Source organism: Chryseobacterium echinoideorum, assembly GCF_007474535.1.
GTDB classification, from domain to species: Bacteria; Bacteroidota; Bacteroidia; order Flavobacteriales; family Weeksellaceae; genus Chryseobacterium; species Chryseobacterium echinoideorum.
Genome location: NZ_VKNW01000005.1, coordinates 116110 through 138632, shown reverse-complemented (window position 1 = coordinate 138632; position 22523 = coordinate 116110). Strand labels below are relative to the sequence as shown.

At 35.3% G+C, this 22523-nt stretch carries 20 protein-coding genes; 13 read left to right on the top strand and 7 right to left on the bottom strand.

Annotated elements, in window-relative coordinates; translation table 11 throughout:
* Nucleotides 1–125 precede the first annotated feature (125 nt).
* The 3 genes from FOL89_RS08100 to FOL89_RS08090 are packed head-to-tail and all read left to right on the top strand — an operon-like array spanning nt 126 to nt 6166.
* Nucleotides 126–3104, top strand: coding sequence for a SusC/RagA family TonB-linked outer membrane protein (locus FOL89_RS08100; protein WP_144282322.1), 2979 nt, complete (start codon nt 126–128; stop codon nt 3102–3104).
* Between the two features lie 5 nt (nt 3105–3109).
* Complete coding sequence (locus FOL89_RS08095) at nt 3110–4558, top strand: SusD/RagB family nutrient-binding outer membrane lipoprotein (RefSeq protein ID WP_144282321.1); 1449 nt, start codon at nt 3110–3112, stop codon at nt 4556–4558.
* 24 nt (nt 4559–4582) lie between these two features.
* Complete coding sequence (locus FOL89_RS08090) at nt 4583–6166, top strand: calcineurin-like phosphoesterase C-terminal domain-containing protein (protein WP_144282320.1); 1584 nt, start codon at nt 4583–4585, stop codon at nt 6164–6166.
* Between the two features lie 121 nt (nt 6167–6287).
* Here FOL89_RS08090 and FOL89_RS08085 read toward each other — a convergent pair whose 3' ends face one another.
* The 5 genes from FOL89_RS08085 to FOL89_RS08065 all read right to left on the bottom strand — a co-directional run bounded on the left by FOL89_RS08085 (nt 6288) and on the right by FOL89_RS08065 (nt 10404).
* Nucleotides 6288–6947 (bottom strand): HAD family hydrolase, encoded by a 660-nt coding sequence (locus FOL89_RS08085; protein ID WP_144282319.1) that lies wholly within the window; start codon nt 6945–6947, stop codon nt 6288–6290.
* Nucleotides 6948–7097: 150 nt separating this feature from the next.
* Nucleotides 7098–7622 (bottom strand): hypothetical protein, encoded by a 525-nt coding sequence (locus FOL89_RS08080; RefSeq protein WP_144282318.1) that lies wholly within the window; start codon nt 7620–7622, stop codon nt 7098–7100.
* A 108-nt stretch (nt 7623–7730) separates the two neighbouring features.
* A complete protein-coding gene (locus FOL89_RS08075) occupies nt 7731–8543 on the bottom strand; it encodes a hypothetical protein (RefSeq protein WP_144282317.1) in 813 nt (270 codons plus the stop codon).
* Between the two features lie 97 nt (nt 8544–8640).
* Nucleotides 8641–9201, bottom strand: coding sequence for a hypothetical protein (locus FOL89_RS08070; RefSeq protein WP_144282316.1), 561 nt, complete (start codon nt 9199–9201; stop codon nt 8641–8643).
* Nucleotides 9202–9366: 165 nt separating this feature from the next.
* Complete coding sequence (locus FOL89_RS08065) at nt 9367–10404, bottom strand: serine hydrolase domain-containing protein (protein ID WP_144282315.1); 1038 nt, start codon at nt 10402–10404, stop codon at nt 9367–9369.
* Between the two features lie 360 nt (nt 10405–10764).
* Here FOL89_RS08065 and speB point away from each other — a divergent pair, with 360 nt between their 5' ends.
* From speB to FOL89_RS08040, 5 genes are all read left to right on the top strand, one after another.
* Nucleotides 10765–11616, top strand: coding sequence for an agmatinase (gene speB, locus FOL89_RS08060; RefSeq protein WP_144282314.1), 852 nt, complete (start codon nt 10765–10767; stop codon nt 11614–11616).
* Between the two features lie 68 nt (nt 11617–11684).
* Nucleotides 11685–12530 (top strand): bifunctional helix-turn-helix domain-containing protein/methylated-DNA--[protein]-cysteine S-methyltransferase, encoded by an 846-nt coding sequence (locus tag FOL89_RS08055; RefSeq protein ID WP_144282313.1) that lies wholly within the window; start codon nt 11685–11687, stop codon nt 12528–12530.
* Between the two features lie 53 nt (nt 12531–12583).
* Nucleotides 12584–13195 carry an alpha-ketoglutarate-dependent dioxygenase AlkB family protein gene (locus FOL89_RS08050; protein ID WP_144282312.1) on the top strand — a complete coding sequence of 204 codons (612 nt, stop codon included), beginning with the start codon at nt 12584–12586 and terminating at the stop codon, nt 13193–13195.
* 72 nt (nt 13196–13267) lie between these two features.
* Nucleotides 13268–14146, top strand: a complete 879-nt coding sequence (locus FOL89_RS08045) for a hypothetical protein (protein WP_144282311.1) — start codon at nt 13268–13270, stop codon at nt 14144–14146.
* A 161-nt stretch (nt 14147–14307) separates the two neighbouring features.
* Nucleotides 14308–15285: a polyprenyl synthetase family protein gene (locus FOL89_RS08040; RefSeq protein WP_144282310.1), complete on the top strand. Its 978-nt coding sequence runs from the start codon at nt 14308–14310 to the stop codon at nt 15283–15285.
* A 1-nt stretch (nt 15286) separates the two neighbouring features.
* On the opposite strand, the gene FOL89_RS08035 is transcribed toward FOL89_RS08040, so the two are convergent.
* Nucleotides 15287–15580 (bottom strand): hypothetical protein, encoded by a 294-nt coding sequence (locus FOL89_RS08035; protein WP_144282309.1) that lies wholly within the window; start codon nt 15578–15580, stop codon nt 15287–15289.
* A gap of 136 nt (nt 15581–15716) precedes the next feature.
* On the opposite strand from FOL89_RS08035, the gene FOL89_RS08030 reads away from it, so the two are divergent.
* The 4 genes from FOL89_RS08030 (at nt 15717) to FOL89_RS08015 (ending at nt 19395) form a co-directional block, all read left to right on the top strand.
* Nucleotides 15717–18149, top strand: coding sequence for an alpha-ketoacid dehydrogenase subunit alpha/beta (locus FOL89_RS08030; protein ID WP_144282308.1), 2433 nt, complete (start codon nt 15717–15719; stop codon nt 18147–18149).
* Nucleotides 18150–18224: 75 nt separating this feature from the next.
* A complete protein-coding gene (locus FOL89_RS08025) occupies nt 18225–18566 on the top strand; it encodes a hypothetical protein (RefSeq protein WP_144282307.1) in 342 nt (113 codons plus the stop codon).
* Nucleotides 18566–19036 (top strand): ribonuclease domain-containing protein, encoded by a 471-nt coding sequence (locus tag FOL89_RS08020; protein WP_144282472.1) that lies wholly within the window; start codon nt 18566–18568, stop codon nt 19034–19036. The genes FOL89_RS08025 and FOL89_RS08020 overlap by 1 nt, the downstream gene beginning before the upstream one ends.
* A gap of 53 nt (nt 19037–19089) precedes the next feature.
* Nucleotides 19090–19395 (top strand): barstar family protein, encoded by a 306-nt coding sequence (locus FOL89_RS08015; RefSeq protein WP_144282306.1) that lies wholly within the window; start codon nt 19090–19092, stop codon nt 19393–19395.
* A 49-nt stretch (nt 19396–19444) separates the two neighbouring features.
* On the opposite strand, the gene pafA is transcribed toward FOL89_RS08015, so the two are convergent.
* Nucleotides 19445–21091: an alkaline phosphatase PafA gene (pafA, locus tag FOL89_RS08010; RefSeq protein ID WP_144282305.1), complete on the bottom strand. Its 1647-nt coding sequence runs from the start codon at nt 21089–21091 to the stop codon at nt 19445–19447.
* Nucleotides 21092–21232: 141 nt separating this feature from the next.
* Between pafA and FOL89_RS08005 the strand changes: the two genes are divergently transcribed.
* On the top strand, nt 21233–22246 hold the full coding sequence (locus FOL89_RS08005) for a nucleoid-associated protein (protein WP_144282304.1): 1014 nt from the start codon (nt 21233–21235) through the stop codon (nt 22244–22246).
* Nucleotides 22247–22523: the final 277 nt, after the last annotated feature.

The window sequence follows — 22523 nt, the reverse complement described above, 5'->3', positions numbered from 1 at the left end:
CAAAAGATTATGTGAATCTGTTAAATATAAATTAATATGATGTTCAAAAATTCTTTAAAAAATGTTAAAATCTTATTAAAGTCCTCGTCATAATGCCTTTATAATTTTGCGCAAACAAAAAATTAATGCGTAGAGAGATTCAAAAAGTACTGATGTTATCTGTTCTGGGATTGGTAAGCCTCAATCTGACAGCACAGCAGAAAGTAAAGAAAGACTCCATCAAAGAAATTGATGAGGTAGTAGTAACCGCTTTAGGAATTAAAAGACAGGATAAGTCTTTGGGTTATGTAGCGGAAAAGGTAAATTCTGAAGTATTTGAAAATATTCAGAACAATAACTGGGTTCAGGGTCTGGAAGGACGCGTTTCCGGCTTGAAAGTTCAGACAGCAGGAGCGGGACCTTTGGGTTCGGCGAGAATTACTTTGAGGGGAGAAAAATCTTTTTCATTAGATAATAATTATGCTCTTATTGTGGTAGATGGTGTTCCGTTGAGTAATTCTACTACGGGAACAGGCACGGCAGCTTATGGAGCCGGAACGGGAGGAGATTTGCCGATTGATTTAGGAAATGGTTTAAACAGTATCAATCCGGATGATATTGAATCGGTTACAGTACTGAAAGGTGCTTCTGCAGCGGCTTTGTACGGTTCAAGAGCTGCGAATGGAGCTTTGATGATCACCACAAAATCCGGGAAAAGCAAAAATGGGAAACTTAGAGTTTCATTCAATTCTTCTTTGAGTTTTGATTCTGTTTTAAAATGGCCGGATTATCAACATGAATACGGACAGGGAACATTGGCGAAAAACTCGGCAGGAGAATTTTTCTATTCCTACGGAGCTTCTGCAGATGGGGTGAGTACAGGTGGGACAAGTAGTGCTTTCGGACCGAAATTTAACGGACAGTATTATTTTCAGTATGATCCTACAGTTTTGGGACAGAGCAAAGAAAGACAACTTTGGAGACCATATCGTGATAATGTAAAGGGCTTTTGGGAAACAGGAGTTACTTCGTCTAATAATGTTTCTTTGGAAAGCAGCAATGGCAAGTCGGGTTTCAGGGCTTCATTAACGTATCTGGACAATAAATGGATGATGCCCAATACAGGTTTTGACCGTTTTAATGCCGCATTTTCATTCGATCATAAACTGACAGATAAATTTAAAATTTCAACAAAATTCAATTACGCCAATACAAAGAGTGATAATCTTCCGGCAACAGGATACAACAACCAGTCGATTTCTTACTTTATGATTTTCCAGAATCCGAATGTAGATTTGGCATGGTACAGACCCGTCTGGAAGCCGGGGCAGGAAGAGATAGATCAGATTCACCCATTCAGCTCGTTTATTGATAATCCTTATCTTATTGCTTATCATATGCTGAACGGAGTAGAGAAGAAAATGATTACCGGAAATATTTCGGCAACGTATGATTTCAATAAAAATTTCAGCATGATGCTGAGATCAGGTATTGAGATGCTTAATGAAGAGAGAACAACGAAAAGGCCTTACAGTTCAGCTAATTATGTGAAAGGATTTTACAGAGAGCAGTATATCAAAAATAATGAGTTTAATAATGATGTGCTTTTCACTTATAAAAAAGATTTTGGCAAATTTAATCTGAATGCCAATGCCGGTGCCAGTATACGATACAACGAATATGTAATGAATGATTACCGTGCAGAAGGGCTTAAGATTCCTGGCGATTATAGTCTGAATAATGCTATTTCATTGATTACCAAAGTTCCGAGACCCAATGACCAGCAAACCAATTCGGTTTATGGATTGGTAAGTGCAAATTATGACAATCTTGTATTTTTGGATGTGACCGGACGAAATGACTGGAGCAGTACACTTCCTGTACAATACAGATCTTTCTTTTATCCTTCAGTAAGTACCAGTTTTATTCTTTCGGATATTTTTAATTTATCATCTCCAAGTTTCAATTATTGGAAGTTGAGAGCTTCATGGGCGAAAGTTGGGGTTGCAGGACTTCCTTATCAGCTTGATAAATATTATACGCCAAGTGATTTTGTGGGTTCTGTTCTTACACCGGGAACATATCCTAATCCTTTGCTAAAGCCTGAAGATAATACCAATATTGAAGCAGGGATGGATTTTTCAGCATTGAAAAACAGATTGGGTTACAATATCACGCTTTACCAAAACGATACCGAAAATCAAATCATTACCGTACCTACATTATGGGAATCAGGTTATTCAAGCAGAATTATTAATGCAGGTAAAGTAAGAAACAGGGGTATTGAAATGAGCCTGAACGGACTTCCATTCAAATCTCAAAACTTCACCTGGAATATTTCCGCAAACTGGTCGATGAACAGAAACAAAATTCTTACCCTACCTGCGGAATTTGCAGGAGAAAGTTTCTATACTATTTCTACCGTTGCAGGAGTTCTGTATTACAATGCTGTTGTTGGCGGATCTTTAGGTGATTTGTATGGATTTAAATTGGTGAGAAATCCGAACGGAGAAGTAGTATACAATCCGTCAACCGGACTTCCGGAGAGACCTGATCGTGTAGAAAAAGTTGGAAATGCATTCCCGAAATGGAGAGCAGGTCTTCAGAATGATTTTAAAATTAAAAACTGGCAGATCAGCTTCTCATTTGACGGTCAGTATGGTGGAGTAGCCTATTCTCAGACGCATCATAAAATGTCTGAACAAGGAAAACTGCAGCATACTTTGGTTGGCAGAGATAATCCGGGAGGAACCATTGTAGGACAAGGGGTAATCTTAAATCCGGACGGAACGTATAGTCCAAATACAAAAGCTGTAGGTCTATCAGCTTATTATGGTGATTATTACAGAAGAGCCAATGTAGAAACCAACACTTTTGATACGTCATTTATTAAGTTGAGAGATGCAAGAATCGCTTATTCTTTTTCAAAAGATGTCATTGCTCCTTTAAAGCTTACAGAACTTACTTTAGCTATTTTCGGAAAAAATCTCTGGATGTGGACTAAATTCCCAATGTTTGATTCTGAAGTTGCCGCTCTCAACGATTCTACCATTACTCCCGGAGCCGAAATAGGACAGCTTCCAACAGCAAGAACAGTCGGTTTTCAAGTTAATCTAAAATTTTAATCAAAATGAAAAAAATATTTTTATCTACTGCAATAGTATTGTCTGTTTTGAGTTTAAACTCATGCGACAGAAATTTTGAAGAAATCAATACCGATACAAGCCGTATAAAAAATCCTTCGGTAGGAAGTTTTCTGGTTCCTATTCAGTACGAAATGGGATCATACGGATACAACCGTGCTGATGATTTTACATTTGATATTATGCAGATTGCTTTAGATTTTCCCAACGAAGGAAATACAATCAGCAGATATTATCTTACCGAAAGCACCGGAAACGGATTCTGGAATACAAGTTACAAATGGCTGAAACAAGTAAAAGAACTGAATGAAGCTGCTAAAAAAGAAGATAATAAAAATTATCTTGCCATCTCTAAAGTTTTGAACGCATGGATTATGGCTAATCTTACCGATGCATTTGGTGATGTTCCCATGACCGAAGCATTAAGGCTTGAAGAAGATATTATGCGACCGAAATATGACAAGCAGAAAGATATTTATTTGTTTTTGCTGAATGATCTGAAGGAAGCTAATACACTTTTTGATACGACAAAAACATTATCGGAAGGCGATTTGTTTTTTCAGGCACATTCAAGTACGGCAGGAATCGTAAAATGGAAAAAATTCTGTAATTCTCTTTCATTAAGACTTTTGACAAGGATTTTAAACCGAAACGGAGAAGTAAATGTTCATCAGAGAATTGCTGAAATTGTTAATGATCCTGTGAATTATCCGATTTTTCAGAATAATGCTGATGGAGCAGTTTTGGATATCTCGGGAGTTGCACCTCTGCTTCCGCCAATCGCAAGACCGCAGGATTTTACGGCTTACCGGGCTTCGGGAGAGTTTTTTACCAAAACTTTGGTAGACAACAACGATCCAAGATTGAGTATGTTTTTCACACAGGCTAAATCAATTCCGGGAAATACCAATATTGGATATAAAGGAGCTCCTTCAGGGTATGCTTTAGGATCTACGTTTAATTATCAGCCTTCCAATCTTAATCAGAATCTGGCAAAAGCACCATTGAAAATTTTGATTATGCCGTATGCAGAGCTTCAGTTTATTTTATCAGAATTAGCCTTTAAAGGAATTATTCCGGGAAATGCACAAACTTTTTACGAAAACGCTGTAAAAGCTACCCTGGAACAGTGGGGCACTACAATGCCGGCGAATTATTTTGCGAACCCGAAAGTAGCATATAACGGAACTTTAGAAAGAATTATGCTTCAGAAATATGTGGGATTATTTTTTGTAGATCACCAGCAATGGTACGAACAAAGAAGAACAGGTTTTCCGGTTTTACCAAACAATGGCGGACTTTTCAACGATGGAAAAATGCCTCAGAGAATGATGTATCCTACGGTAACAAAGGTTCAGAATTACGATAATTATGTCATCGCATCACAAAATATGGGCGGAGACAACATCAACACCAAAATGTGGTGGAATCAATAATTCCAATAATTAATCAAATTAAAAATGAAGATAAAATTCTTAATGCCATGCATGCTGATTGCAGCAATGGCATTTTCACAGACTTCTGTATCAGGATATGTTTTTGAAGATTCAAATAAAAATCAGAAAAAAGAAAACCGCGAAAAAGGAATAGAAGGTGTTGCCGTTTCTAACGGAGTTCAGGTTGTTCTGACGGATAAAAACGGAAAGTACAGTTTGCCGATTCAGGAAAACCAGACCATTTTTGTGGTAAAGCCTTCCGGTTTTATGACACCGGTAAATCAAAACAATCTTCCGCAATATTATTATCAGTACAAACCAAAAGGTTCGCCTGCTGATTTTAAGTATAAAGGAACAGCTCCGACCGGAACATTACCGAAAGAACTCAATTTTGCTTTGTACAAACAAAACGAAGATAAAAATTTTGACATTCTGGTATTCGGAGATCCGCAACCATATACGGAAAAACAGCTTGATTACTTTAAAAGATCTATTGTAAATGAAGTGAAAAGTACCAAAAAAAATGCAGTGTTGGGAATCAGTTTGGGAGATTTGGTGGGTGATGATCTTAGTCTGCAAAAGCCTTATGCAGATGTAATGCGGGAGATCGGATTGCCTTGGTACAATGTAATGGGAAATCATGACATGAATTATGATGCGAAAGAAGATCAGTTCTCAGACGAAACTTTTGAAGCCAACTTTGGTCCTGCCAATTATTCTTTCAATTACGGAAATGTTCATTTTATGATCTTGGATGACATTCTTTATCCGGATCCAAGAGACGCAAAAGGCTATTGGGGCGGATTCCGTGAGGATCAGCTGAAGTTTATAGAAAACGATTTGAAGTTGGTTGACAAAAATAAATTGGTTGTTGTTTCGCTTCACATTCCTTTGGAACATACCAATGAAGATAATTTCAGAAATGCTGACCGTCAGAAATTATTTGATTATCTGGCACCGTTTCAAAATGCATTGGTTCTGTCAGCTCATACCCATATTCAGCAGCAGATTTTTTACGGCAAACAGGCAGGTTGGAATGGTTCTAAAAATTTGCATGAATATAATGTAGGAACTACTTGCGGAGATTGGTATTCAGGAACAGCAGATGATGCCGGTTTGCCGACTTCTACCATGAGAGATGGTACAGCCAAAGGGTATTCTTTTATCAGTTTCAGTGATAATCAATACAAAGTAAAATATAAAACAGCAGGAAAACCTGAAGATTATCAGATTCAGCTCTACGTTCCGAAGGTGATTCCTCATCCGTCTAAAACTTCTGCAAAAATTTTGGCTAATTTCTTTATGGGAAGCAAAAAAGACAAGGTAGAATACAGAATTGACGGCGGAAAATGGGAAGAAATGGATTATAATGAAACCATTGATCCCAACTTTGCTCTGTCTGTTTTCAAATGGGATATGGCTCCTTCAATCCTTACAGGGCGAAGACCTTCCAATCCTGAAGCTTCCAAGCATATCTGGACGGCAGATTTTCCGAGAAAACTTTCTTTGGGAAAACATAAAGTGGAAGTAAAAGCAGTAGATATGTATGGCAACGAATCTGGTTCATCAGCAGAATTTGATGTGCAAAACGCTGTCCTTATTCCTTAAATTTCAATTTTTTACTATACTTTCAACGAAACCGGTTCTGTTTTTAGAACCGGTTTCTATTGTAATATTTTAAATTTTGTTTAGTATTGTGCTTAGAGACCCACTGCTAAAAATTTATTATCTAAAAATAAGCTAAAATTTTATCCAGAACAAGTTCATCATAATCAGACACTACAACATCTGCCAAATCATAGGTTTGATTCACAGAATGCAGACTCTTATAAGCGGCACAAAAAATCTCTGCTCGTTTTGCTGCCAAAATTCCGTTGGTAGAATCTTCAATGACCATGCAGTTTTCTATAGATTGATTTGCCATTTCAGCAGCTTTCATAAAAATTTCAGGATGAGGTTTAGATTCTTTTAAGTCGGCACCGCTTATTTTTCCGCTGAAATATTTTTCCAGACCAAATTTTTCAAAAACCATATTGATGGTCGTCATGGTTGCGGAAGAAGCTAAAATTAATGTGATTCCGTTTTCATGATAATGCTTGATCAATTGTCTTACACCGGGAATCAGATCAAATTCTTCATCATTGTAAAAATAATCTTTAAAATGACTTCTTTTAATGGCAGCGATATCTTCATGCGAATGAGAAAGATCAAATTCACTGATTAAAGTTTCGCAAACTCTCTTGGTAGAAGCTCCTGTGAAAGAGGTATACAATTTTTCAGAAACATTGACTTCCAATTGATCGAATGTTTTGAAATACGCTTTTCTGTGCAGTGGTTCTGTATCTACAATAACGCCATCCATATCGAACAGCACAGCTTTTAATGACATAGAATTTTAATTTGTGCAAAAATAATGTTTTAAAATTTAAGGATTGGTGATTTGGGAAATTGAAATATGGCATTTTATCTTGTATGAAGCTTTGCACAATGTTTTATAGAAGCACTTCAGCCGCCATATTGCTAAACCGATGCTGTATGTTCAGCTTTGTTCTTTATGTTTGCCAATCTTTTCTAAATATTTAATTGGATCTTTCAAAAAACTGTATGTGTTTGAATTCCTAATACTATTTTTAATTTCTTCATAGTTTGGTTTCATAAGTCCTCCTTTTCTGTCAAAGAATAACCATTCATTTTCTTCACATAACACTATCATATTCTTTAAAAAGATTAAATTTTTTTCTCTCAAATCTGCTCGAAAATAAAACTCTCTGATTGTCAAAGAATTTTCATCCAAATAAATTGAAGCGTCATTGTCAACTTCGTCAGAGTAAGTTTTCCAATTAATACTTGTTTTATCGTTTCCCCAATTTGCTCGTTTAATAATGAAGTCAATTTTTGAAACAATTTCGTCTGCTTTTATTTCGACTTCTTTCCAATAGATTTCTGCGTCAGATTCGAAATATCCCGTTTCTGTGTTAACTCCAATGGTTTCAGGTATGTATCCGTGCTTCTTTTCAATTCCTTTTTTTGGAACAACTGCTAAATAATATTGATAGGTTGCCATTTTGTTTCTTTTTTTAAACTGACTTACAATTTTGCACTAACCTGTTGCTACAAAAAATGCACAAACTTTCTATGTTTCCTTTAACCTGCCATTTCATAAAGCCGCTGTTTATTTAAAGTAATCTATAATTTCGTAGTTTCCGTCGTAATATTTCTCTAATAATTCTAGTAAATAATATTTATGCTGAACACCTGTTAACACAACTATTTTTTTTCCTTTGTGTCGGAAAGCAGTTCTAATAATATTAATTGCCATTGAATTATTTCTTAAATCCCAAAAATTACACCATAGTTTAAATCCATCTTTATAGGAAATTTTTTGTCCGTTTGGTTTAGTAACAAATCGATTAGAAAAAACATTTTCCGTTTCACAAATTTTTAACAATTCTTTATGTTGAATGTTTTGGCGAATTTTGTTTATCGAATCAAATTGTTTAGAGTTCATAGCTCTGAAACCTTTTTTTGAAAATTCAATCAACGATTTATTAGCATCAATATAATTTTGATAAATTCTTTCATTTTGAGGAGATAGCATTTTTTTGTTATATAAACTATCAATAAGTTTTACGGTTAAGTTATCTGTTGGAGTCATTCCATTATAATCTCTATAAGAATTTCTTCCTTCAAACTCAAACGGTAAATTCAACGTATTCGGATATTTCTTTAAATACTGCAAAGAAGCATTTTGTTCATTCGAATTTGGACGAATATCCTCGAAATATGTTGTAATTTGCTCACTGTCGTTTTCTTGTAGTAAAATATCAGGTCTTATATTATCCAATATTTCAAATAACATTTGAGGGTTTAATATCTCAGAACTTTGATGAACAGTTCCAATAATATATAATTTCGTTTTATCAGTAGTTTGACTAAATAATATATTAAATACTAAACTTAGTAAAATTGTAAATATATATTTCATTTAAGCGGTTTTTCTTTATAAGCTTACAGCTAACAATCGGATCGGCTTTGCGAAGTAGATGTTAGCGGGATCGGCTTTTTATGTCAATATTGTTTTTTCATCGTCCAATTGTTTTGTGTCGCCAGACGGCAATTATATTTGTGTCTGCGTGATGTTCATTTGGGTTGTTTTCTAAAAGTCGTTTCTTTATATCATAAGCTTTTACAAAGTCGGCAATTAGTCCTTTATCGTTAAGGTCAGTCGGCAAAAATGTTTCGTCAAAACCTCCACAATTTGTCAAAGCACTAATGCTGAAATCTTGGTCTAGTAAGTCGTAACCGACAAATTCATAACCTTCAATGTCTATGTTCTTACAGTCTTGGTTTGGATCTAATACAATAGTCAAAAGGTTAAATTTATCTTTTGCTTTTAGTCGTTTAAATACAAAGTCAAGTGTCGTAAAGAAGCCTGTTTGATACTGTTCTACTACGTGAATAAAATTCCAATCATCTGCATTTTCATAATCTGGCTCAACTAAAATCTCATTCAGCATCCCATCAAGCGAAACAAGTTCTGTCAAGTGTGTCAATTTAGACCACTCAACATATTTGTCCCACGACATTCCGTCTTCGTCATAAGTCTTGTTGTATGTGCCTCTTGCTGTGTATAAAAATGTCATTTGTTTGGTTCTTAAGGTTGTTTGATAAGCTGACCGCAAACGGATTAGGGCTTGCGAAGGCGGGGTTTTTAGCACAAAAAGTTCAATAGAATTACTAATGTTGAACCTTGCACAAATACTCAATAAAAGCACTTTAGCCCGCATTATGCTTATACAATGTTGTGGCTAGTTTTTCTTTCTCAATATTTTGACTATTCGATCATACATAATTTCTGACATATTCCAATTATAACCTTCAAAGTTTACCGTATTCGTAAATTGAATGACTACAGCGTCTATATCCTTATGATATTTAGCAATGGTTTGGTATCCGGGTATCAATCCTGTATGTTCATACTTGTAAATAGAGGAATAGATTTCTTGTTCTTTTTTATCTCTAAAGACGGAGCCATCGTTTAATGCTCGAATAAATCTGCTCAAATCTTCCGCTGTCGCCAGTATTGAGCCTACATTTTCCGTTTTTAAGTCCCTATTGTAACCTACATAGTAACCGCTCATTACATCATTAATATTCACATCTTGAATGGAGCGGAAAGTATGCTTTAAATTCAGTGGGTTTAATATCTCTTTTTGAATATATTCAAATTTGTCGTAACCAAGAACTTGGTTCATTATTCTGCCAAGTAATAAGTAATTCGTGTTGGAATATTCATATTTTTTATCGGGTTTAGAGTTAGCTGGTTTATCCAAAACCAAAGCAAGTTGTTCATCTGCTGTTTCTTTTGGATGTGCCCAATAATTAGGAGTACGAACATAATCGGGAATGCCACTACGGTGTTTAACCAACATACGCAACGTGATTTTATCAGCATATTCTATTCTTCCGTTTAAATCAGGTAGATAGTCTGCAAGTGTTTTGTCTAATGATAATTTTCCATCCCGAGTCAATTTAGCAATGGCAACAGCATTATATAATTTACTAACACTTGCAATTTTAAATAATGCATTGGAGTCGGCTGGAATTTTATTTTCTCTGTTTTTGTAGCCTGAAGTATAAAATTCTGATTGATTTCCCGTTTTGTTCACACAAACAACAATACCATCAAATCCGTAATCCGCAGCTTTATCGACTTGTTCCTGAACGGTATTTGGAAATGGTTTTATCCAAGCGGTTATAATAGACCACGGAACAAAATACAATGAGATTACTGTTCCCAAGAACAATAAAATTCTAATAACTCGTTTTGATTTTGTTTTAGTCATTTTGTTTTTTGTACGAAGCTGTTTTTAAATTAATCACAACTCAAATATTGACGCATTGCGTCAATCCCAATTACAATTTCAAATATAAAAAAAACAAGTCTAACAACAATTACGGTTTCCCATAATTGAGAATTTTTATTTTATCAACCAATTTCTTTGCTTCTGTATTTTTGGAATCAGATATTCAACTTCCGCCAATCTCCCAACTTCTTTGTATCTTTGGCGAAAATCTTTCAATCGTTAAATCATTTAATTTTTTAATTATAAATTATGAAATCGCCATGACTAATGTTGAAACACAAACACCAATGAAGATTAGGCGATACCATATGACCTTAAAAAAACAATAAATATCTACATATGAAAACATACGCAGGAATTCCTGAAGAAAATGCTTCGTTAGAAAATTCAAAAGTAGTTTTGGTAACCGTTCCTTATGACGGAACTTCAACCTGGGGAAAAGGAGCCGACAAAGGTCCTGAATTGTTCCTGGATGCTTCTGAAAATATGGAGTTGTACGACATCGAAACAGGAACAGAGCCTTACCTTGAAGGAGTTTACATGGCGGGAGAAGTTGCTGAAAATTCTTCACCGGAAGCCATGACGGAAGCCGTTTATCAGAAAACAAAAGAACTTTTGGAAACAGATAAATTGTTTACGCTTTTCGGGGGAGAGCATTCGGTTTCTATCGGTTCAATTCGTGCGATAGGAGAGAAGTATGATAATTTGACGGTTCTTCAGCTGGATGCACATACAGATTTGCGTCCTGATTTTCATGGATCTACTTCCAATCACGCTTGTGCCGTTTTTGAAGCCAACCAGAAACATAATCTGGTTCAGGTGGGAATCCGTTCGATGGATGTGGAAGAAAATCAGTATTTACCGGAAGGAAGAGTCTTTTTTGCGCACGAAATCGCAAACAACGAAAACTGGGTAAACGATGTATTGGAAAAAGTTTCAGGTAACGTTTATATTACTATTGATTTAGATGCTTTTGATCCTTCTATTGCTCCGTCAACAGGAACTCCGGAACCGGGTGGTTTGCAATGGTACCCAACTTTGGAATTGTTGAGAAAAGTTTTTGAAAAATGTAATGTTGTTGCATTTGATATTGTTGAATTGATGGATTCTCCGTATTCTAAACCAACAGCGTTTTTAGCGGCAAAATTATATTATAAAATGTTGGCGTATTACCACATCAACAGAGATTAAAATTCCGCAGGAAACGGATTTTTCCTCTCATTTTTTCTTTGGAAATTTGTGATGTAAAACAAAATGAAATGTCTGCACAGGATCAAATAGATTACCAGAGAATTGCCAAAGCGATAGAATACATCCAAAGCAACTTTAAACTTCAGCCCAATTTGGATGAAGTGGCGGAGAAAGTTCATCTGAGTCCGGCTCATTTTCAGAAAATATTTACAGATTGGGCGGGAACAAGTCCGAAAAAATTTTTACAGTTCATCAGTCTGGAACACGCAAAAAGTTTATTGAAAGAAGAAAAAACGACCCTGTTTGATGCAGCATTAGAAACCGGACTTTCAAGTACAAGCAGATTGCACGATTTGTTTGTGAAAATTGAGGGAATGACACCTGCCGAATATAAGAACGGCGGAAAAAATCTGAATATTAATTACAGTTTTTCCGAAAGTCCTTTTGGTGAAATCATGACAGCTTCTACAGAAAAGGGAGTCTGCTTCATGGCTTTCACCGAAAATAAAGAAAATGCATTGAGAGATTTAGTAAATAAATTTCCCAATGCATCTTTTTTTGAAAAACAGGATGATTTTCAAAGAAATGCATTATCAATTTTTAATAAAGATTGGTCGAAGCTTAATACGATTAAACTTCACTTAAAAGGAACAGATTTTCAGCTCAAAGTGTGGGAAAGCTTATTAACGATTCCCATGGGAAAGCTTTCAACCTACGGAAATTTAGCCAAAGAAATCGGAAGTCCGAAAGCTTCAAGAGCAGTAGGAACGGCAATTGGCAGTAATCCTGTTGCGTTTTTAATTCCATGTCACAGAGTGATACAGTCTTCCGGAAAAATTGGCGGTTATATGTGGGGAAGCGACAGAAAACAACTGATGATTGGCTGGGAAAGTGCAAAAGTTTTTTCTGATTAATTAATTTAATCCTTCAGTCGATTATTTAGTTTTCAAAATTAATATTTCACACAATGAATAATTTATTCGACGAAACACAAAATTTTCCCATTAATATTCTCCCAAAAGAAGGAATAGCAGAATATTATGGAAAGATTTTTTCTGATAAAGAGTGCGAAAAATATTACCAGTATTTATTCACCCAAATTCCGTGGGAAAATGATGAAGCGGTGATTTTCGGAAAGCTTATTTATACCAAAAGAAAAGTTGCATGGTTTGGCGAAAAAGAATTTGAATATACCTATTCAAACCGTACAAAATATGCTAAAATCTGGACTCCTGAATTATTAGAATTAAAGCAAAAATGTGAAGACATTTCGGGTGAAACGTACAACTCCTGCCTTCTCAATTTGTACCATGACGGAAGCGAAGGAATGGCATATCACAGCGATGGTGAAAAAGATCTGAAGAAAAACGGAGCTATTGCGTCATTAACTTTTGGAGCAGAAAGAAAATTCTCTTTTAAACATAAACAAACAAAAGAACGAATAGATATTTCGCTCGAAAACGGCAGTTTACTGATTATGAAAGGAAAAACACAGGAAAATTGGCTTCATCGGCTTCCTCCCACCACAAAAGTAAAAACGCCGAGAGTCAATCTAACTTTCAGAACGATTGAAGAATAAGATCTGGTTTAAATAAATTCTAAAAGGCTTGGACACTTATTCGCTTTATCTGAAAATTGCTAATTTTACCTGATGAAAAAGATTTTTTTCCTTTTTGCTCTAACGATTTCGGCCAGTGTATTCTCTCAACAGGCAACAATTTTCAAAATCAAAAAATACAGAGTTGCTGAATTAAACGAAAAGATTCAGGAAACTTCAGGATTAAATATTTTCAACACAAAATTATATACCTTCAACGACAGCGGAAATACTTCAGAAATCTATGAATTAGATCCTAAAACGGGTGAAATTGTTGGCAGTTTCAAAATTAATGCTGAAAATAAAGACTGGGAAGCTCTTACCAATGATGGGAAAAACATCTACATCGGAGATTTTGGCAACAACGCAGGAACAAGAAAAGATCTGAAAATTTATCAGATACCTTTTTCTGATAATACCCTTCAGAACGATTCCCTCAAGATTATTTCTTTTGAATATCCCGAACAAAACGATTTTTCCTCCAAAAATGGCTCAACCGATTTTGATGCGGAAGCGATGATTTATCTCAACGGAAATATCCATCTTTTTACCAAAGAATGGTCGGCTAAAGCTACATCTCACTATACCATTGATCCGGAAAATTCAGAAAGACAAAAAGCGATAAAACATGAAGCTTTTAAAACGAATTTTATGGTAACGGATGCGGCTTATTTTGATAAAAAACTATATTTAGTTGGATATACCAAAAAAACGGAAGTTTTTCTGGAGATCTTCAATGAAACAGAACCTGGAGTTTTTTTTAATGAAAATCCCAAGCGTTATTTTCTCGGGAGCGCTTTGTCAATCGGTCAGATAGAAGGTATTGCTGTTGATTCAGACGGTATTTACATTTCCGGAGAAAAGTTCAACTCTCCAATTGGTGGTGAAAAACAAAGCCTGTATTTTGTTCCGAAAAATAAGCTGAAAGACTGATTGATGATAATGAAGCTTGGCAATAACGAACTATTAATTAAATTTAGCCTGGCCAATTTTGAGCATTAAAACAGGACTTTCAAATTAATTGTATGTTAAAATTGCCCGAAAACAATTATCTTTGTGGGAATTAATCAACAACCACCCATCATTCTTACTTCGTGGCAAACATTGTAGAAGAAATCAAGCAACCGATCAATGAGGAAATGAAACTTTTCGAGCAGAAGTTTTATGAATCTATGCAAAGCAAAGTCCCTTTGTTGGATAAAGTGACCCGTTTTATTGTGACAACTAAAGGGAAACAGATGCGTCCGATGTTTGTTTTTCTTTGTGCTAAACTTATTGGTGATGTTAATGAAAAAACCTATCGCGGAGCTTCGATGATTGAGCTGATTCATACAGCAACTCTGGTGCATGATGATGTGGTGGATGAAAGTTTTAAACGACGTAATTTCTTTTCTATTAATGCGTTGTGGAAGAATAAAATAGCCGTTTTAGTAGGAGATTTTCTTCTTTCAAAAGCGGTTTTATTGTCTACTGATCATAAAGATTACGATTTACTTTCTGTAATTTCCAGAACGATCAGAGAAATGTCTGAAGGTGAGCTTCTTCAGTTAGAAAAAGCCAGAAAACTGGATATTACGGAAGACGTTTATTATGAAATTATCCGTCAGAAAACAGCAACTTTAATTGCCGCTTGCTGCGAAATCGGAGCCTTGTCCAACGGCGTTGATGAAAATTTAGCAAAAAAAATGATGGATTTCGGGACTTATACCGGAATGGCATTCCAGATTAAAGATGACCTTTTTGATTATTTAAGTTCAAATGTGATCGGAAAACCTGTGGGAATTGACATCAAAGAACAGAAAATGACTTTACCGCTGATTCACACTTTGAAAATTGCTAATGAAACCGACCGAAAGTATTATTTTAATACAATAAAAAGGTACAACAACGACCAGAAAAGAGTAAAAGAGCTGATTGCTTTTGTGAAAAGTTCCGGAGGTTTGGATTATGCTATTAAAGTGATGAAAGACTTTCAGCAGAAAGCAAAAAATATTCTGGATGAATTTCCTGATTCCGAACCTAAAAAATCTTTACATCTAATGTTGGATTATGTAATTGAAAGAAAATTTTAGATTAAATAATTTTCATTGTAACGATAATAACCGCCAGAACTATGCAAAATAAAGCGGTTAAAAATAAATAATCCGCAATAGTTTCAAATCTGTTTCTAAGCTGGTCTTTGGTTGTCCGTATAGACAGAAAGGAGAAAAAACAACTGAATGCAAAAAGCAGGCACGCAATTCCTGCAAATTCATCAAGATGAGTGCTGTAACTGATTTTTGATATTTTAAGGGATGTAATAATTACTAAGGAAAACCCTAAAAGATTACTTGATGCATTCAGAATATGACCCGATTTCTTTTCCATGTTACAATTTTATTCTAAGATAATCACAATAATTTTTATTATCAAATTTTTAAAAAATATTATTGAAAATTAAAATTAATTTAAAAATTGTATATTAGCAAAATACTTCAAAATAAAATTTATTTAATATTTGGCTATGCAGACAACCTATATTGAAACTCAGCAAATTTCCTTTCAGGACTTTAAAAATCAGATACTTGAAGATTATAAATTAGGTAGGATTTCTCGTGAGATGTCTTACCTCGGAAGAAGAGAAGTACTTACCGGAAAGGCTAAATTTGGAATTTTCGGGGATGGTAAAGAGCTTCCGCAGCTTGCGATGGCAAAAGTTTTTAAAAACGGAGATTTCCGTTCAGGGTATTACAGAGATCAGACTTTTGCTTTGGCTGTAGATGCATTATCAGTTGAAAGTTTCTTTGCACAGTTGTATGCAGATACCAGCGTAGAGAGAGAGCCTGCTTCTGCAGGTAGACAGATGAATGGTCACTTTGCAACAAGAAGTCTGAACGAAGACGGAAGCTGGAAAGATTTAACTGCTCAAAAGAATATTTCATCAGATATTTCTCCTACTGCAGGACAAATGCCGAGACTGTTAGGTTTAGCGCAGGCTTCAAAAATATATAAATCCGTAAAATTTGACGGCTCTCAAAAATTCTCAAAAGAGGGTAATGAGATTGCTTTTGGAACTATTGGTGATGCCTCTACCGCAGAAGGGCATTTTTGGGAAACACTGAATGCCGCTTGTGCGCTTCAGGTTCCGATGATTGTTTCTGTTTGGGATGATGGTTACGGAATTTCGGTTCCGACGATGAAGCAGAGAGCAAAAGCAGATATTGCTGAGATGCTGAGTGGTTTCCAAAGAAAGGAAGGAGAATTTCAGGGTTGCGAAATTATTCAGGTAAAAGCGTGGGATTACCCATCTTTATTGGATGCTTATGCAAGAGCAGAGCAGTTTGCAAGAGTAGAAAGTGTTCCTGTTGTAATACATGTGATTGAAGTGACTCAGCCTCAAGGTCACTCTACTTCAGGCTCACACGAAAGATATAAAAATGAAGAGCGTTTAGCTTGGGAATCTCAGTTTGACGGATTATTGAAGTTCAAAGAGTGGATTTTAAATTATTCTATTGAAATTGAAGGCGAGGAAAAAGTTTTAGCAACCGCAGAAGAGCTGGACGCGATTGATGAGGATGCTAAAAAAATGGTAAAAGCCGGACAAAAAAAGGCTTGGGAAAACTATCAGAAAACAATCACAGATTTAATAAATTCAGTTTTACCTTTAGTTGAAAATCTGAAAACGCAGAATGCTGAGATCGAAAATTATATCAGTCAGTTTAGCAAATTGGTTTCAAAAGCGAAGAAAGATGTTTTCCACCTGGTGAGAAAATCTTTGCTCGCAACAAGAGGAACAAATTCTGCGGAAAGAAATCAGTTGATGCAGAAGTATAACGAGATTTTTGAAGTTGAAAAAGATAATTATTCTTCTCACCTATATTCTCAGTCTCAATGGAAAGCTGAAAATGTGAAAGAAATAAGACCTGTTTTTTCAGATAATTCTGAAACAGTGGATGGTAGAGTAGTTATCAGAAATAATTTTGATAAAATTTTCGAGAAATATCCTGAAACTTTGGTGTTTGGTGAAGATGCAGGTAATATCGGTGATGTCAACCAGGGACTGGAAGGAATGCAGGAAAAATACGGTGAAATTCGCATTGCCGATACAGGAATCCGTGAAGCTACTATTTTAGGTCAGGGAATCGGGATGGCAATGAGAGGTTTAAGACCGATCGCTGAAATTCAGTATCTTGACTATATTTTATACTGTTTACAAGGGATGAGTGATGATTTGGCAACGGTTCAGTACAGAACAAAAGGCGGTCAGAAAGCTCCGGTAATCATTAGAACAAGAGGACACAGATTAGAAGGAGTTTGGCATTCTGGTTCACCAATGGCAGGAATCTTAAATCTTTCTAAAGGGATTTTGGTATTGGTTCCTAGAAACTTAACGAAAGCTGCCGGATTCTACAACACAATGCTTCAAAGTGACGAGCCTGCTGTAATTGTTGAATGTCTAAACGGTTACAGATTAAAAGAAAAGCAACCGGATAATATAGGTGAATTTACTGTTCCTGTCGGGAAAATTGAGGTAACTAAAGAGGGAAATGATGTTACTTTGGTTACTTACGGTTCAACCTGGAGAATTGTCATGGAAGCTGCGGAAGAACTGGAAAAATTAGGGATTTCTGCTGAAGTGATTGATGTTCAGTCATTAATTCCTTTCGATTTAACTCACGAAATTGCTGAATCTGTGAAGAAAACCAACAGATTGGTTGTCATTGATGAAGATGTGGAAGGCGGAACTTCTGCGTTTATTTTACAGCAAATTTTAGAAAAACAAAAAGCATTTAGATTCTTAGATTCGGATCCGCAAACAATTTCTGCCAACGACCACAGACCTGCCTATGCAAGTGATGGAGATTATTTCTCTAAACCTTCTGCAGATGATATGGTTGAAAAAATCTATGCGATGTTTAACGAAACAAATCCTCAGAAATATCCTGCGATATTTTAAGAAGAAGTTAAAATAAATTTTAGAAACCGCTTTCTTAAGAGAGCGGTTTTGCATATTTTAGTTTAAGATAATTAAATGAAAAATAAGTTTTTAATTTTAATAATTCTATTGTTGGTAAATTGTCAGGATAAGAAAGAAATCTTTTCAGCTGACCGAGAAGCTCCTTTAGGCTGGATATATTTAAAAATGTATAACGACGAAAGTTTTGAATTCATATCAAGAGGAATGATGAGAGAAAGTGATGTATATTCGGGAAAGTATAAAATGATGAATGATACAATTGATTTTGAATATGAAAACAAAATTCCTGCAGCAGGATCGAAAGCTCTTATGAAAGATGGTTTTTTATATTATTTAAACGGAGAATATCCGGAAACACTTAAAATTAAATTAAATCAACTAAAAACAAAAAAATGATGAACAGTAAAATTCGTTCTGTTTTATTTGCCTGTCTCGGATTGCTTTTCGGGATGTCTGTGATGTTTGTGTATAATAACTTTATTGCAGAAAAAAAACAGAATCAAGAATATAAGAAAGGAAATACTGTTGAAAATAGCGGGGAAATTTATTCAATAACCGAAGAAAATACTGTCATTTCTTATATAAAACAAAATCATCGTCTCCCCGATTATTACATTACAAAATCAGAAGCTAAAAAACAGGGGTGGATTCCTTCTCAGGGAAATTTGTGCGAAGTTTTACCAGGTAAAGCAATTGGTGGTGATCATTTTGGAAACAGGGAAGGGAAGCTGCCAAGAGGCGAAAAATATTTTGAGGCAGATGTCAATTACAATTGCGGAAACCGTAATGCAGACCGTATTGTTTTTACTAAAAACGGCGATGTTTATTTAACTAAAGATCATTACACGAGTTTTCAAAAAAAATAAACATAAAGCAAATATAATCACTTAATTTTGCGAAAAATTTTATTCAGATAATTATGAATACAGTATATATTGATTTTATCGAGGTCGGAGATTACGAAGATTTCTATGCTCAGCTTAAAGAAAAAATGAAGCTTCCCGATCATTTTGGTGATAATCTGGATGCACTCGCTGATGTAATTACGGGCGATCTAGAAATGCCATTGCATCTGGAATTCGTAAATATGAGTGTGGATCAGCTTGAAACTTTTGAAGATCTTCTGACAACTCTCGAAGATATGGAAGAAGAAACAGAAGGCTTTTCTTTTGCGTATTATCTTGAGCAGTACGAAGATGATGAAGATGAAAATAAAACCAAATAAAAGAACAATCCCGCAAAATTTTGCGGGATTGATTGCCTATAATTCTTTATTATTTTCCTAAAACTTCCATCAATGGCTGTCCTACATTTCCGCTTGGATTTTCAATTCTTAAAAACTGAGCAAGAGTAGGAGCAATATCCGTCATATAGTGTGGAGCATTGCTTTCGCCGGGAGAAATCTTCCAACCCATGAAAATAAGCGGTATGTGTGCATCGTAAGAATTCCAGACACTGTGTGTTGTTCCTTTTTTTGCGTAATTAGGAAGCATACCATCATGCGAAATAATCTGAATATCACCGCTTCTCTGCCAATTGTAACCATTGATTACCCTTGATTTAATCGGTTCAGGAATCGGGGCAGAACCCACTTCTTTCAAATCTACCGCATACAAAACCCTAGGATCTTTATTTAGATTTTCAATAATGCTTCTTTTGATAGCATCCTCTTCAAGCTTTTTTTCTTTAATAAGCTCATGATTCAGGTAAATCTGGTAATTATCAATCCCAAGAATCAGTTTGCTTGTCGCGTATTTGGCTTCAAGTTCTGCTCCCAGGTTTTTTTCCAGTCCGTCATCAAAAAAACCGGTCATCATTTTATTTTCTTTCATATAGCCTTCAGCGTGAGCTCCACCATGATCAGCAGAAAGAAAAATCAGGTAATTTCCTTCTCCCACTTTTTTGTCGAGAAGTTTAAAGAAATTGGCGAGTTCGATATCAAGACGAAGATAAGTGTCTTCCACTTCAATCGCATTAGGTCCGAAAGAGTGTCCTACATAATCTGTCGAAGCGATATTAATGGCAAGAAAATCAGTAATCGGATCTTCTCCTAACTCATAACCATCAATGGCAGCTTCTGCAAATCTTAAAGTGTAAGAATTTCCGAAAGGAGTAGTTCTTAAAACGCCTTTATTTTCGGCATAATCTTTAGCCAGATTAGAGTAAGGGAAAACAGGTTTTTCTGCTTTTCCTACGGGTCTTTCCCACGGAACATCATCTCTTGTGCTTTCGGTGTACTGTTCAATGGGAAGAAGGGTATTCCATCCGTTGGCAACAAGTTTTTCTGCCAGTTTTTTATCGTTAAATTTATTTACCCAATCTGGCAGGCTGCTCATGTAGTATGAACTTGTTACAAAATTTCCGGTGTTTTCATCAAACCAGAAAGCTCCTGTAGGATTGTGTCCTGCCGGTAAAATAGAAGCGCGGTCTTTTAACGAAACACCCACTACTTTAGACTGGAAATTGCTTGCCATTCTCAGCTGATCGGTAATGGTGGTACTCCAGAGGTTTTTTGGAGAATGCCCGCCAACTTTCTGGCTGCTGGTTCCTATTCCCTTTACTTCAGGATCCTCGGTACAGTACACGTTTTTACCCGTTTTTTTATCTGTCCAGTCATTTCCGGCTATGCCGTGAATAGATGGTACGGAACCGGTGTAAATAGATGTGTGACCAATTGCTGTTACGGTAGGAACGTAAGGAATCATAACGTTATTAAATGAGAAACCTTTATTGAGTAGCCTTTTGAAGCCATCATTTCCGTATTTGTCATAATATCTGTACAAATAGTCCCATCTCATTTGGTCAATAACGAGACCCACAACCAATTTTGGTCTTTCTATTGGTGATTTTTTATTTTTCTGAGCACTGACATTCGCTACCGATAAAAATAGTATCGCAGCAATGGTGATTTTCCTTAACATTACAATAACTTTTGAGACCACAAATGTAAAGGTTTTGAATTTTTTATGAATGAAATTTTGGTTAAATTAAATTCATATACGTAAGAAAATAGTTTTAACGAGCAGATTGAATATATTTGCATTCCAATATAAATCAAGAAAATGTTTTCAAAAATAGTAGTACACAGAGTAGGAAATAAAATTAACGGAGAATCTCTCATTCTTTCACAGGAAGAGCTTCAGCTGGATGAAGGAACGGTAGAAATGCTTGAAAATTATTTTTTAGGCTCATTTAAGACAGAGGAAACCTATCAGTTTTACAGCGACACTTATCTGGTTAATAATCCTGTTTTCAGTTCAGTTTCAGAAATTTTTGAAGATAAATCTAAGTTTTTGTGGGAATCTGAGAATATAGCCAAACATCTTTTTGATGCTGCCGAAAATCCGAGAGTTCAGGGTGGTGAATTGTTTATCATATTTTTTGAAGATGAACGAGAAGGAACTGAAAAAGTTGATAAAATAGGAATTTTCAAAACCGAAAAAAGAGAATCTTTCCTGAAAATATTTCCTCAGAACGAATCTTTTGAAATCGAAAAAGATCAGGGAATTAGTCTTTCTAAAATAGATAAAGCAGCCTTAATTTACAACAACAATAAAGAAAGCGGCTATGTACTTTCGGTAGTTGATAATAACAAAAACGGCGATATGTATTACTGGTTTGAAGATTTTCTAAAAGTAAAACAGCGAGATGATGAATATTTTCATACACAGGAAGCTTTAATGGTGTATAAAGATTATATTACCAAACAGCTTCCACAGGAGTTTGAGGTTTCTAAAGCAGATCAGGCGGATTTTCTGAACAAATCTATTCAATTCTTTAAGGAAAAAGAAGAGTTTAAGCTGGATGATTTTACCACAGAAGTTTTGGGAGACGAACACGTAATCGAAAGTTTTAACAATTTTAAAACAGATTACGAACAGGATATGCAGATTAATATTGCAGAAGAATTTCCGATCAGTGAAGCTGCAGTAAAGAAAACACAGAGACACTTTAAAAGTATTATCAAATTAGATAAAAACTTCCACATTTATATTCACGGTGACCGCAAAATGCTGGAGCAGGGACAGGATGAAAAAGGGAAGTATTATATGCTTTATTTTGAGAAGGAAGTTTAAGAATCGCAAAATATTACATAAAAAAGACAGGATTTATTTAAGTCCTGTCTTTTTTCCAATTCAGTAATTGCAATTGTAGTTTGGACTTTAGTTTTGTAAACAAGTTTTTCGAAAAACACGGGAGTATAAATAATTAAATTTAAACAAATGAAATAATCATTTTATTGGAGTTGCCGGATTAGCAAGTGCTAAAAACACTGAACAAAAAGAAACAAAAAATGTTAAAGTAAAAACTATCTTTGTAGAGAATAAGTGTAGTAAGCAGCAATATATTTTA